Genomic DNA, 12,757 nt, shown 5'->3' with positions numbered 1-12,757 from the left:
GAACAAGGCTCGCATAGGGCTTGACGTTCGTCACCCCTATCGCCCATAGCCCTCACCAAAATCGAATTCCGACAGGACTGGACGAACATGGGTTTCAAATGTGGCATCGTTGGCTTGCCCAACGTCGGCAAGTCGACGCTGTTCAATGCGCTGACCAGGACGGCCGCCGCGCAGGCCGCCAACTATCCTTTTTGCACCATTGAGCCGAACACCGGCGAGGTGGCGGTGCCTGACCCGCGCCTGCAGAAGATCGCGGCGATCGGCAAGTCGAAGGAGATCATCCCGACCCGCATCTCCTTCGTCGACATCGCCGGCCTAGTGCGCGGCGCCTCCAAGGGCGAAGGGCTGGGCAACCAGTTCCTCGCCAACATCCGCGAGGTAGACGCGATCGTGCATGTGCTGCGCTGCTTCGAGGATGACGACATCACCCATGTCGAAGGCCGCATCGATCCTGTTGCCGACGCCGAGACGGTCGAGACCGAGCTGATGCTCGCGGACCTCGAAAGCCTCGAGCGGCGCATCGCCCAGATCCGCAAGCGCGCCGCCGGCAAGGACAAGGAAGCCATGGCCGTCCTGCCGATGATGGAGGCGGCGCTCGAATTGCTGCAGGCCGGCAAGCCGACACGCTTCCTGCTCAACGGCATCGCGCAGGAGGACCTGCGCATCCTGCAAGGGCTGAACCTGCTCACCTCGCATCCCGTTCTCTATGTCTGCAACGTCTCCGAGGCGGACGCCGCCACCGGCAACGAGCACACCAGGGCGGTGGAGAAGATGGCCGCCGCGCAAGGCGCCGGCACGGTGGTGATCTCGGCGGCGATCGAGGCGGAAGTCGCCCAGCTTTCCGATGAAGAGGAAATGGAGTTCCTTGCCTCGATCGGCCTTGATGAGCCGGGCCTCAACAAGGTGATCCGCGCCGGCTACGAGCTTCTGCATCTGATCACCTATTTCACCGTGGGGCCGAAGGAGACGCGCGCCTGGACGATCCACAAGGGCGATAAGGCGCCGCAGGCGGCCGGCGTCATCCACACCGACTTCGAGCGCGGCTTCATCCGCGCCCAGACGATCGCCTACAACGACTTCGTCACGCTGGGCGGCGAAGCGGCGGCCAAGGAAGCCGGCAAGGCGCGCGACGAAGGCAAGGAATATGTCGTCCAGGACGGCGACATCATGCTGTTCAAGTTCAACACCTGATTTGCTTCCGGCACCACCGCCGGCCGCTGTCTTGACCTTGTGATATCACGGGCTAGTCGGCTATTGCAGGCGGTGTTTCGCCGGCAATCCCGGTACAATCGAACGAAACCCTTTCCAGCAAGGGAGACCCGGCGATGATAAAAACCTTCGTCGTCGACAATGATCGCCTGCGCCTGACCGAGGATCTTGCGGTCGATGGCGACAGGGTCGTCTGGGCCGACCTTTTCAACCCGACCAAGGAGGAAGAGGCGCGCATCGAGAGCTGGCTGGGCATTGCCATCCCGACCCGCGAGGAAATGGAGGAGATCGAGATTTCGAGCCGCCTCTATATCGAGGATGGCGGCTACTTCATGACTGCCGTGCTGCCGGCGCAGACCGAGGCGGACGATCCCTTGATGTCGCCGGTGACCTTCGCGCTGGCAGGCAAAAGGCTGATCACCATCCGCTATCACGAGCCGAAGGCCTTCAAGACCTTCCCACTGCGCGCCGAGAAGGTGGCGACCGGCTGCACCAGCGGCGACACCATCCTGATTGGCCTGCTGGAAGCGATCGTCGACCGCCTGGCCGACATCCTCGAGCGCGCCGGCCGCGAGGTGGAAGCGATCTCGCGCGACATTTTCGAGGCGCGCTCGACCAAGGCCTCGAAGCGCAACCGCGATTTCCAGGAGCTCCTGAAAGGCATCGGCCGCAAGGAGGACATCGCTTCTTCCGTTCGCGACAGCCTGATTTCGTTGCAGCGCCTTGCCGGCTTTCTCGCCCATGTCGCTGCTCAGACCAAGATGAGCAAGGATGTGCGCGCCCGCATCAAGACGCTGTCGCGCGACGTGCTCTCGCTCGCCGACCACGCCACCTTCCTGTCGCAGAAGATCTCCTTCCTGCTCGATGCGACGCTCGGCATGATCTCGATCGAGCAAAACGCCATCATCAAGATCTTCTCGGTCGCCGCCGTCATCTTCCTGCCGCCGACGCTTGTCGCCTCGATCTACGGTATGAACTTCGACATCATCCCCGAGCTCAAATGGGAGTTCGGCTACCCCTTCGCCATCGCCCTGATGGTGGTCTCGGCCATCCTGCCCTTCTGGTATTTCCGCCGCCGCGGCTGGCTCTGACGGCGTCGGCCGGCGACGGCTGGCTTACCAGAAATCACTTGACCAAATCGCCATTGGCCTTCATCCGAGGTGCCCGACCCGCGGGATCGCGCATTCGTCAACCGGATTGTCAGCATGACCGGAAAGACCTGGGCCTATGAGGATTTCGTCGAGGGCGCCTCGCTCGACATCGGCAGCAAGGACGTAAGTGCCGCCGAAATCATCGAATTCGCCAGCGAGTTCGATGCCCAGCCGATGCATCTCGACGAGGAAGCCGGCAAGGCGAGCATCCTTGGCGGGCTTTCGGCTTCGGGCTGGCACACCTGCGCGATGTTCATGCGCATGCTGTGCGATGCCTTCCTGCTCGATTCGACCTCTCAAGGGTCGCCCGGCATCGAGCATGTGAAATGGAAGAAGCCGGTGCTGGCCGGCGATACCCTGCGCGGCATGGTCACCATACTTTCCAAGCGCCAGTCCAAATCGAGGCCGCAGCTCGGCTTGATCACCATGCGCAGTGAGCTCGTCAACCAGCACGGGGAAAGCGTCTTCGAGCTGGAGAACACCGGTATGTTCCTCGCGCGTGATGCCGCACGAGGCCTATGATGACTTTGGACGAATTCTTCCTGATCGGCCAGACCGTCACGCTCGGCTCGCACAAATTCGAGGCCGACGAGATCAAGGCGTTCGCCAGGAAATACGATCCGCAAATCTTCCATGTCGACGAGGAGGCGGCGAAGAAAAGCGTGCTTGGCGGGCTCTGCGCTTCGGGCTGGCACACCGCCGCCACCTGGATGAAATACAACCTGGAAAAACGCATGGAGACCGAGGGCGTGCGCTGGACCGGCCCCGGCCCGCAGCCCGAATTCGGCCCCTCGCCCGGCTTCCGCAATTTGAAATGGCTGAAGCCGGTCTATGCCGGCGAGACGGTGACCTTCACGCGCACCGCCTTGGCGCACCGTCCGCTTGCCGGGCGTCCAGGCTGGAACCTTCTCACGCTGCGTTCGGAAGGTTTCGATTCGACCGGCGACAAGGTGATTGAGTTCGATAGCGCCGTTCTGGTGAAGGTGGGATAGTGAGTAGTGAGTAGTCACTACTCACTACTCACTACTCACTACTCACTACTCACTACTCGCTATTCACTACTTCCTAATGCCCCTCGAACCCGATCAACGTCCTCACCGGCACGCCGAGCGCTTCCAGCTTCTTGCGCCCGCCGAGGTCCGGCAGGTCGATGACGAAGCAGGCCGCGACGATGTCGGCGCCGATCTGCCGCAGAAGCTTCACCGCGGCTTCCGCCGTGCCGCCGGTGGCGATCAGGTCGTCGACGACGATCACCTTCTCGCCCGGCGAGACGCCGTCCTTGTGCATCTCCATCTCGTCCAGCCCGTATTCGAGGCTGTAGGCCACGCGCACCGTCTCATAAGGCAGCTTGCCTTTCTTGCGGATCGGCACGAAGCCCGCCGAAAGCTGGTGCGCCACCGCGCCGCCCAGGATGAAGCCGCGCGCCTCGATGCCGGCGATCTTGTCGATCTTCAGTCCGGCATAGGGATGGACCAGCTCGTCGATGGCGCGGCGAAAGGCGCGCGCGTCACCCAGTAGCGTGGTGATGTCGCGAAACAGGATGCCGGGCCTGGGATAATCCGGAATGGTGCGGATGGCCGCAAGCAGCGTATCTTCGAGCGAGGATTTCATGGGCGGTTGATCCGTTGCCGCACAGTTTTGCCGACAAGCGGCCGAAAAGAAAAGGGCGCCATTCGGCGCCCTTGCATTTTTCTGGAAGCAAGGCGCCTCAGTGCGCCACGTCGGCCCACACCCTGCGCTTGGTCATGTAGACCAATGCGCCGAAGAGCAGCAGGAAGATCATGACGCGGAAACCGGTCTTCTTGCGGTCCTCCAGATGCGGCTCCGCGGCAAACATCAGGAAGGCCGAGACGTCGCGGGCATACTGGTCGACCGTCTGCGGCGAGCCGTCGTCATAGGTCACCTGACCGTCCGAGAGCGGCTTCGGCATCTTCAGCGACAAGCCGGACAGGAAGTACGGATTGTAGTGCGTGCCTTCCGGGATCACCATGCCGGCCGGCGGCGTCTGATCGTAGCCGGTGAGCAGCGAGTGGATGTAGTCCGGGCCGCCCTGCGCGTACTGGGTGAAGATATCGAAGATGAAGCGCGGGAAGCCGCGCTCGACGCCGCGCGCCTTGGCGAGCAGCGACATGTCCGGCGGGGCGGCGCCGCCATTGGCGGAGGCCGCGGCCTGCTCGTTCGGGAACGGCGCCGGGAAGTGGTCCGAGGGCTTTCCAGGACGGTCGAACATGTCGCCGGCGTCGTTCGGGCCGTCATGGATGGTGTATTCGGCGGCCAGCGTCTTGATCTGCGCTTCCGAATAGCCGAGCCCCTCCAGCGTGCGGAAGGCCACCAGGTTCATCGAATGGCAGGCCGAGCAGACTTCCTTGTAGACCTTGAGGCCGCGCTGCAGCTGCGCCTTGTCATAGGTGCCGAACGGACCGGCGAAGCTCCAGCTCATTTCCTTCGGTTCGTTGATCGGGAAATGCGTCGGCGCGGCCGGGTTCTGCTCTTCCTCGGCGATGGCCGCGGTACCCGCAACCACCAGGCCGAGCAGCGCCAGCGAGGCGAGAATCTTCTTCATACCCAAAATCCCCTCAGATCCTCAGCCTTTGGTTTCCGGCGCGGCGGTCGCGCCTGCCGGATGTCCGCTGCCGCCCTTGTTCTTTTCCAGCACCGCCTCGGTGATCGAGTTCGGCAGCCTGCGCGGTGTCTCGATCAGGCCGAGCACCGGCATGATGATCAGGAAGAAGGCGAAGTAGAACAGCGTCGCCATCTGCGCCATGAACACGTAGCTGCCTTCCGCCGGCTGCGAGCCCAGCCATCCGAGCAGGATGGCGTCGGCGACGAACAGCCAGAAGAACAGCTTGTACCACGGACGGTAGACCGCCGAGCGCACCTTGGAGGTGTCGAGCCACGGCACCAGGAACAGCATGGCGATCGCACCGAACATGCACAGCACGCCGCCGAGCTTGGAGTTGATCGGGCCGACGTTGAAGGTGATGGCGCGCAGGATCGCGTAGAACGGCAGGAAGTACCATTCCGGAACGATATGGGCCGGCGTCTTCAGCGGGTTGGCGACCGTGTAGTTGTCCGGGTGGCCGAGAAAGTTCGGCAGGTAGAAGACGAAATAGGCGAAGACGAACAGGAACACGATCATGCCGAACGCGTCCTTGATGGTGGCGTAGGGCGTGAAGGCGACAGTGTCGGTCTTCGACTTGACCTCGATGCCGGTCGGGTTCGACTGGCCCACGACATGCAGCGCCCAGATGTGCAGCACGACGACGCCGGCGATCATGAACGGCAACAGGTAATGCAGCGCAAAGAAGCGGTTCAGCGTCGGATTGTCGACGGCGAAGCCGCCGAGCAGCAGTTCCTGGATCCAGTTCCCGACCAGCGGAATGGCGCTGAAGAAGCCGGTGATGACGGTAGCGCCCCAGAAGCTCATCTGCCCCCAGGGCAGCACGTAGCCCATGAAGCCGGTCGCCATCATCAGGAGGTAGATGATGCAGCCGAGGATCCACAGGAGCTCGCGCGGCGCCTTGTAGGAGCCGTAGAACAGGCCGCGGAAGATGTGGATGTAGACGGCGACGAAGAAGAACGAGGCGCCGTTGGAGTGGAGATAGCGCAAGAGCCATCCCGAATTCACGTCGCGCATGATCTTCTCGACCGAATCGAAGGCGAGATTGGTGTCGGAGGTGTAGTGCATCGCCAGCACGATGCCGGTCAGGATCTGCGCGACCAGCATGATCGACAGGATGCCGCCGAACGTCCACATGTAGTTGAGGTTGCGCGGCACCGGATAGGCGACGAAGCTGTCATAGATCAGCCGCGGCAGCGGCATGCGGGCGTCGAACCAGCGCTCGATACCGGTCCTGGGCGTATAGGTCGAGTGTCCCTCGCTCATCGAAATATCCCCTGCCTCAACCGATAAGGATCTTGGTATCGGAAATGAACTTGAATACCGGGATCGCCATGTTCTCCGGCGCCGGGCCTTTGCGGATGCGGCCGGCGGTGTCGTACTGCGAACCGTGGCACGGGCAGAACCAGCCGCCGAAATCGCCTTCCTGGCCGAGCGGGATGCAGCCGAGATGGGTGCAGACCTGCACCATCACCATCCAGGCTTCCTTGCCGGGCGTGGTGCGGTTGGCGTCGGTCGCCGGCGCGTCGGAGGGCAGGTTGGCGTTGCGCGCGATCGGGTCCTTAAGATCGGCGAGGTTGACGGCCTCGCCGTCCTTCATTTCCTTTTCGGTGCGGTTTCGCACCACCACCGGCTTGCCGCGCCACTTGACGATCAGCGAAGAGCCGGGCTGCAGCGAGGCGACGTCGACCTCCACCGAGGCCAGCGCCAGCGTCGAGGCGTCGGGGCGCATCTGGTCGATGAACGGCCACGCGACGGCTCCCGCGCCGACAACGGCGGCCATGCCGGTGGCTACATAGAGAAAATCGCGACGGTTGGGATCGTGGATGTCGGTTGCGCTCACGGGTGCCTGATCCTTTCGCCTCTTCCTAACCGGAGGCCGAGCCTTGTCCCCGCTCAATCGCACCTGCCCGACAGCGCATGGCGAACAGGCTAGCGAATTCCTCCGGCATTTGGATTTTCGGTTTATGCGTGCGGCCCGTTTTTGTCCAGTCGGGTGAAGGCACAAGGGCAGATTGTCGCGGGGATGTGCGGCGGCCGTGGCCGGCGCATCCCCGCGCGGCGCCCGGACAGGGTGAAACAGCGGGAAATCCGGGGGGAACCCGGGCCGGTGTTCGCCTCGACATCGGCTCCTGGTCCGGTCTATTGTCCGGCCATGGCGCATGTCATTGAACGCGACAGCTGGGCCGACGCCCCCGACCGCTGGAAAGGCGAGCTGCAATGCGGCCAATTCGGCGCCAATTCCTGCCTGATCTTCAACTACCAGCCGGCGGTGGGCGGCGGCCCGCGCCTGCACAAGCACCCCTATGCGGAAATCTTCGTCATCCGCTCCGGCACCGGCCTGTTCACGATCGGCGACCGCGAAATCGAGGCCACGGCCGGCCAGATCCTGATCGTGCCGCCCGACACGCCGCACAAATTCACCAATCTCGGCCCCGGCCCGCTCGAAAGCACCGACATCCACGAGAACGGCCACTTCATCACCGAGTGGCTGGAATGATTCTTTCGATCGCCGGACTGGGCCTGTCCAAAGCCTGATTGCAGCCTAGTTCCATCGATCTGGCATCGATGGAGACGAAGCATGCGACTGCGCACCGTTGAGGTCGAGGGGCTGGCTATCGCGATCCGGGACGCAGGGCCACCCGATGCGCCCGGCCTTCTGCTGCTGCATGGTTGGCCGCAAAGCTCCCATGCTTTTGAGGCAATCGCCGACCGGCTGGCCGGCGACCAGCGCGTGGTCGCGCCCGACCTGCCGGGCATCGGCGGTTCACGCGGAGCGCCCCAGACTGGAGAAAAGGCATATCTGGCCAGACTGATGAAGGGCCTGATCGCCGTTTGCGGCTTGCGGCAGGTCATCGTCGCCGGTCATGACGTCGGTGGCCAGATCGTATTCGCGCTGTTGCGCGACATGCCCGAGGAATTATCCGGCGCCGTGATCATGGACGTCGTCGTCCCCGGCGTGGCGCCGTGGGAAAATGTCATCCGCAATCCGCATATCTGGCATTTTGCCTTTCATGCGATCCCGGCTTTGCCGGAGATGCTGGTAGGCGGCCAAGAGCGCGCCTATTTCGATTTCTTCTTCGATATCCTTTCCAAGGAAAAGACCGCGATCCCCGCAGAAGCCAGGGACATCTATGCAAAGGCCTATTCGCGGCCGGAAAGCCTCAAGGCCGGCTTCGACTGGTACCGCGCCTTTGCCGAGGACGCCAAGGTCAATTCCCGCCCATCCGCGATGCCGATCACCACGCCGGTTCTTTATCTCAGGGGTTCGGCCGAATCCGGCGACATCGCCGACTATCTCGACGGCTTGAAGGCAGCAGGCCTGTCCAATGTCGAAGGCGATATCATCCCGGCTAGCGGCCACTTCGTCGCCGACGAGAATCCCGGAGCCCTTGCTGCGCGATTGGGGCGCTTTCGCCAGGAAAACGGCGCCTAGCTGGCGCCGAGCCTGACCAGCACCGCCCGCGGGATGTCGTATTCGCGGATCACCGCATCATGCTTGCGCAGGCCGCAAAGCTCGCGCTGGATGAAGTAGGCGTGGACGGCCGCCGCCGCTTCCTTCAGCAGCCGGTTGCGGTGCTCGCCCCCGCCGCTCTCGCGCAACTTGGCAAGGCTTTCCTCGACACGCCGGCCGGTGCGGCCGAGCGCCGCGGCTTTCTCGGCGAGGATTTCGTGGCCGAGCAGGTCGAGCGCGCTCTCCTGCGCGCCTGACCGTCCGAAATTGGTGGGCATGCGTACCGACATGACGTCGTTCTACTCCGCCGGCCGCGTCTCTTCCAGCGCGCTTTCCTCGTTGAACAGGAAGCCGCCGGACTGCCGTTTCCAGAGCCGCGCATAGAGCCCGTCGAGCGCCACCAGTTCGTCATGCGTGCCCTGTTCGACGATGCGGCCGCCGTCGAGCACCACCAGCCGGTCGAGCGCCGCGATCGTCGACAGCCGGTGCGCGATGGCGATCACGGTCTTGCTTTCCATCAGCCTGGTCAGATTCTCCTGGATCGCCGCCTCGATGTCCGAATCGAGCGCCGAGGTCGCCTCGTCGAGGATGAGGATCGGCGCATCCTTGAGGAAGACGCGCGCGATGGCGACGCGCTGCCGCTGACCGCCGGACAGCTTCACGCCGCGCTCGCCGACATAGGCCTCGTAGCCGGCGCGGCCGCGGTTGTCGCGCAGTCCCAGGATGAAGTCATGCGCCTCGGCTTTCCTGGCCGCGGCGATAACCTGCGCGTCGGTGGCATTCGGCATGCCGAGCTTGATGTTGTCGCGCAGCGAGCGGTGGAAAAGTGCGGTATCCTGGCTGACGACGCCGATATTGCCGCGCAGCGAGTTCTGCGTGACCCCGGCGATGTCTTGGCCGTCGATCAGGATCTGGCCGCCCTCCAGGTCGTAGAGGCGCAGAATCAGGTTGGCCAAGGTCGTCTTGCCGGCGCCCGACGGGCCGACCAGCCCGACCTTCTCGCCCGGACGCACGACGAGATCGATGCCGTCGAGCACGCCTTGCCCCTTGCCGTAATGAAAGGTGACGTTCCTGACCTCGATGCGGCCGCCGGTGACGACCAGTTCCTTGGCGTCCGGCGCGTCGGTCAGGCCCAACGGCTGCGAAATCAGCGCCTTGGAGTTCTCCAGCACGCCGAGGTTTCGCAGGATGCCGTTGAGCTGCATCATCAGCCTTCCAAGCAGCATGTTGAGCCTGAGCACCAGCGACAGCGTGAAGGCAACGGCGCCGACCGTGATCGAGCCTTCGACCCAGAGATAGATGGCAAAGGCTGCGATCGCGGTGATCATGATGCCGGAGAGCATGGTCAGCGCCATGCGCACGCCGGTCAGCCGGCGCGTGAACGGCCGCAGCGCGTCGAGATAGATGTCGAAGCCGTTGCGGATATAGCGGTCGTCGCCGTCGGCCGAAAACAGCTTCAGCGTCTGCACATTGGAATAGGAATCGACGATACGGCCGGTGATCATCGAGCCGGCCTCGGCCGTCGCCTCGGCATGCTTGCGGATCGCCGGCAGATAGAGTTTCGCCAGCCAGCCGAACGCGGCGATCCAGATCACCACCAGCACCGCCAGCCGCAGATCCAGCCCCGCGACCAGCGCCAGCGTCGTCACCGTATAGACGATCATGAACCAAACGACCTCGATGAAGCTTTCCATCAGGTCGCCGGTCGCCTGCCCTGCCTGCCAGACTTTTGTCGCGATGCGGCCAGCGAAATCGTTCTGGAAGAAGGCGTAGGACTGGCGCGAGACATGCCGGTGCGCCTGCCAGCGCACCAGATTGTAGAATCCGGGCGTGATCGTCTGTTCGTCGACCAGCGCCGAAAGGCCGACGACGGCGGTGCGGATGACGAGCACGACCGCGCCCATGAACAAGAGCTCTGGCCCAGCGGCAGCCCAAAGCGCGTGCCAGCTGCGCTCGCCGGGCAGCTGGTCGAGGATATCGACCAGCCTTCCGACGAAATAGAACAAGCCGGCTTCGACCAGCGGCGCGATGCCGCCGATGATAAGCATGGCGAAGAAGGCGAGTTTCGCCTGCCCGACATAATGCCACAGGAAGCCGCCGACGCTGGCGGGGGGCCGAAGACTCGCCGGCTCGCGGAACGGATAGACCCAGCGCTCGAACCAGCGATAGATGGCCTGCATCATTCGGCGGCTTCACCTTTCGTCGCCAGATCGTCGGCGACCGGTTTTTCCTCCAGCAGGAACCCGCCCGAGGCGGTGCGAAACTGTCTTATGAAATACCAGTAGAACCGCCAAAGCCCCATTGGCGGCTGCCGGTCTTCGGCCAGCGCCACCGGCGAATAACGGCTTTCGAACCAGGTGAAGATGCGGTCGAGCATTTGTCTCTCATAGACGCCGGAAACTGCAATCGCGATCGCGTTACTCCGCTGCCATCTCGGATTCCGGCGCCTTGGCATCAACCTCGGTTGGCGCGTCATCGAGCAGGAAGCCGCCGGACTGGCGCTGCCAGAGCTGTGCGTAGAGCCCGCCCTTGGCGACGAGTTCCTCATGCGAGCCTTCCTCGATGATGCGACCCTTGTCCATGACGACGAGCCGGTCCATCGCCGCGATGGTCGACAGACGGTGCGCGATGGCAATGACGGTCTTGCCCTGCATCAGCTTGTAGAGGTTCTCCTGGATCGCGGCCTCGGCTTCCGAATCGAGCGCCGAGGTCGCCTCGTCGAGGATCAGGATCGGCGCGTCCTTCAGCATGACGCGGGCGATCGCGACGCGCTGGCGCTGGCCGCCGGACAGTTTGACGCCGCGGTCGCCGACATGGGCGTCGAAGCCCTTGCGGCCGTTGTGGTCCGAAAGCCCGCCGATGAAATCGAGCGCCTCCGCCCGGCGCGCCGCCTCGGTGAGCATCTCGTCGGTCGCGTCTGGCCGGCCGTAGAGGATGTTCTCCCTCACCGAGCGATGCAGCAGCGAGGTGTCCTGCGTCACCATGCCGATCTGCGCGCGCAGGGAATCCTGCGTCACCGCCGCGATCTCCTGGCCGTCGACGAGGATCCTGCCGCTTTCCAGGTCGTAGAAGCGCAGCAGCAGATTGACCAGCGTCGACTTGCCGGCGCCTGAGCGGCCGACGATGCCGACCTTCTCGCCGGGCTTCACGGTAAGCGACAGGTTCTCGATGACCCCCTTCTGCTTGCCGTAGTGGAAGCGGATGTCGTCGAAGCGGATCTCGCCCTGGCTGACACTGATGTCCTTGGCGCCCGGCCTGTCCTCGACCAGGCGCGGCAGCGAGATCGACTGGATGCCGTCCTGCACCGTGCCGATATTCTCGAACAGCCCGGACATCTCCCACATGATCCATTGCGACATGCCCCACATTCGCAGGACAAGGCCTATGACCACGGCGACGGCGCCAATCGTCACCGCCTGCCCCAGCCAAAGCCACAGCGAGATTGCCGTGACGGAGAACAGAAGCAGCGAATTCAAAATGTAGAGCAGACCGTAGAGCACCGTCACCAGCCGCATCGAGCGGTAGACGGTGTCGAGGAAGCTCGCCATGCCTTCCCTGGCGAAGGTTGCCTCGCGCCGCGCATGCGAAAACAGCTTCACCGTCTGGATGTTGGTGTAGCTGTCGACGACGCGGCCGGTCATGGTCGAGCGCGCATTGGCCTGCTCCTCGCCGACCTTGCCGAGCCGTGGAATGAAAAAACGCAAGAGCCCGATATAGCCGACCAGCCAGAGGGCGAGCGGTGCGGCGAGCCCCCAGTCGGCCGAGCCGACGATGAACAACATGCCGAGGAAGTAGACGATGACGTAGTTCAGCACGTCGATCAGCTTGATCACGCATTCGCGCACGGCGAGCGCCGTCTGCATCAGCTTGGTGGCGATGCGGCCGGCGAACTCGTCCTGGTAGAAGGCCATCGACTGCTTGAGCAGATAGCGATGCACCTGCCAGCGGATGCGCATGGGATAATTGCCCATCAGCGTCTGCTGGTTGAGCAGCGAATGCAGCCATACCGTGCCCGGCAGCGCGAACAGCACGACGAAAGCCATGCCGGCGAGCTTCCATATCTCCGTCTGCAGGAAGGTTTCGCGGTTCTGCGCCGACAGCCAGTCGACGATGCGGCCGAGGAAGCCGAACATCCAGACTTCGGTGAAGGCGATCGCCGTCACCAGCATCGCATCGACGATGATGTAGGGCCAGGCGCCGCGCGTGTAATGCACGCAAAACGCGACCAGCGTCTTCGGCGGCTCGACCGGCTCCGCGGCGGGAAACGGATCGAGCCTGTTTTCAAACCAGCGGAACATTCCAGGCACTCGACTTATCTGTGCG

General features: G+C 63.6%; 14 protein-coding genes. 6 read left to right on the top strand and 8 right to left on the bottom strand.

The genetic code is table 11. From position 1 onward, the window contains the following. Nucleotides 1-87 precede the first annotated feature (87 nt). From ychF to FJ957_RS01920, 4 genes are all read left to right on the top strand, one after another. Nucleotides 88-1,191 (top strand): redox-regulated ATPase YchF, encoded by a 1,104-nt coding sequence (gene ychF / locus FJ957_RS01935; RefSeq protein WP_140827910.1) that lies wholly within the window; start codon nucleotides 88-90, stop codon nucleotides 1,189-1,191. Between the two features lie 134 nt (nucleotides 1,192-1,325). Further along, nucleotides 1,326-2,300, top strand: coding sequence for a magnesium/cobalt transporter CorA (corA, locus tag FJ957_RS01930; RefSeq protein WP_140827908.1), 975 nt, complete (start codon nucleotides 1,326-1,328; stop codon nucleotides 2,298-2,300). Between the two features lie 114 nt (nucleotides 2,301-2,414). Then, a complete protein-coding gene (locus FJ957_RS01925) occupies nucleotides 2,415-2,882 on the top strand; it encodes a MaoC family dehydratase (protein ID WP_140827906.1) in 468 nt (155 codons plus the stop codon). Beyond that, nucleotides 2,882-3,352, top strand: a complete 471-nt coding sequence (locus tag FJ957_RS01920) for a MaoC family dehydratase (RefSeq protein WP_140827903.1) — start codon at nucleotides 2,882-2,884, stop codon at nucleotides 3,350-3,352. The genes FJ957_RS01925 and FJ957_RS01920 overlap by 1 nt, the downstream gene beginning before the upstream one ends. A gap of 73 nt (nucleotides 3,353-3,425) precedes the next feature. Here FJ957_RS01920 and FJ957_RS01915 read toward each other — a convergent pair whose 3' ends face one another. From FJ957_RS01915 to petA, 4 genes are all read right to left on the bottom strand, one after another. Beyond that, the gene (locus FJ957_RS01915) at nucleotides 3,426-3,971 is read right to left on the bottom strand and encodes an adenine phosphoribosyltransferase (RefSeq protein WP_140827899.1); all 546 of its coding nucleotides are present in this window, start codon (nucleotides 3,969-3,971) and stop codon (nucleotides 3,426-3,428) included. Between the two features lie 97 nt (nucleotides 3,972-4,068). Then, nucleotides 4,069-4,923 (bottom strand): cytochrome c1, encoded by an 855-nt coding sequence (locus tag FJ957_RS01910; RefSeq protein WP_140827897.1) that lies wholly within the window; start codon nucleotides 4,921-4,923, stop codon nucleotides 4,069-4,071. A gap of 21 nt (nucleotides 4,924-4,944) precedes the next feature. Further along, a complete protein-coding gene (locus FJ957_RS01905) occupies nucleotides 4,945-6,246 on the bottom strand; it encodes a cytochrome b N-terminal domain-containing protein (RefSeq protein WP_140827895.1) in 1,302 nt (433 codons plus the stop codon). 16 nt (nucleotides 6,247-6,262) lie between these two features. Then, on the bottom strand, nucleotides 6,263-6,823 hold the full coding sequence (gene petA, locus FJ957_RS01900) for a ubiquinol-cytochrome c reductase iron-sulfur subunit (RefSeq protein ID WP_112099424.1): 561 nt from the start codon (nucleotides 6,821-6,823) through the stop codon (nucleotides 6,263-6,265). Nucleotides 6,824-7,135: 312 nt separating this feature from the next. Between petA and FJ957_RS01895 the strand changes: the two genes are divergently transcribed. Next, nucleotides 7,136-7,480, top strand: a complete 345-nt coding sequence (locus FJ957_RS01895; RefSeq protein ID WP_140829472.1) for a cupin domain-containing protein — start codon at nucleotides 7,136-7,138, stop codon at nucleotides 7,478-7,480. A gap of 81 nt (nucleotides 7,481-7,561) precedes the next feature. Further along, nucleotides 7,562-8,416: an alpha/beta hydrolase gene (locus tag FJ957_RS01890; protein WP_140827893.1), complete on the top strand. Its 855-nt coding sequence runs from the start codon at nucleotides 7,562-7,564 to the stop codon at nucleotides 8,414-8,416. Here the strand turns inward: FJ957_RS01890 and FJ957_RS01885 are convergent. Genes FJ957_RS01885 through FJ957_RS01870 form a run of 4 tightly spaced genes read right to left on the bottom strand, consistent with a single transcriptional unit; the run spans nucleotide 8,413 to nucleotide 12,732 of the window. Next, nucleotides 8,413-8,724, bottom strand: a complete 312-nt coding sequence (locus tag FJ957_RS01885) for a DUF6665 family protein (protein WP_140827891.1) — start codon at nucleotides 8,722-8,724, stop codon at nucleotides 8,413-8,415. The genes FJ957_RS01890 and FJ957_RS01885 overlap by 4 nt on opposite strands. 9 nt (nucleotides 8,725-8,733) lie before the next feature. Continuing rightward, nucleotides 8,734-10,617 carry an ABC transporter ATP-binding protein gene (locus FJ957_RS01880; protein ID WP_140827889.1) on the bottom strand — a complete coding sequence of 628 codons (1,884 nt, stop codon included), beginning with the start codon at nucleotides 10,615-10,617 and terminating at the stop codon, nucleotides 8,734-8,736. Then, nucleotides 10,614-10,811, bottom strand: coding sequence for a hypothetical protein (locus tag FJ957_RS01875; protein ID WP_140827886.1), 198 nt, complete (start codon nucleotides 10,809-10,811; stop codon nucleotides 10,614-10,616). Before FJ957_RS01875 ends, FJ957_RS01880 begins: the two co-directional genes overlap by 4 nt. A 40-nt stretch (nucleotides 10,812-10,851) precedes the next feature. Then, nucleotides 10,852-12,732 (bottom strand): ABC transporter ATP-binding protein, encoded by a 1,881-nt coding sequence (locus FJ957_RS01870; RefSeq protein WP_140827884.1) that lies wholly within the window; start codon nucleotides 12,730-12,732, stop codon nucleotides 10,852-10,854. Between the last annotated feature and the right edge of the window lie 25 nt (nucleotides 12,733-12,757).

The sequence above is a fragment of the Mesorhizobium sp. B2-4-6 genome (assembly GCF_006442775.1).
In the GTDB taxonomy this organism is placed as follows: domain Bacteria; phylum Pseudomonadota; class Alphaproteobacteria; order Rhizobiales; family Rhizobiaceae; genus Mesorhizobium.
Note: the sequence above shows the minus strand (reverse complement) of the source record. Positions and strands in the feature narration are given on the sequence as shown.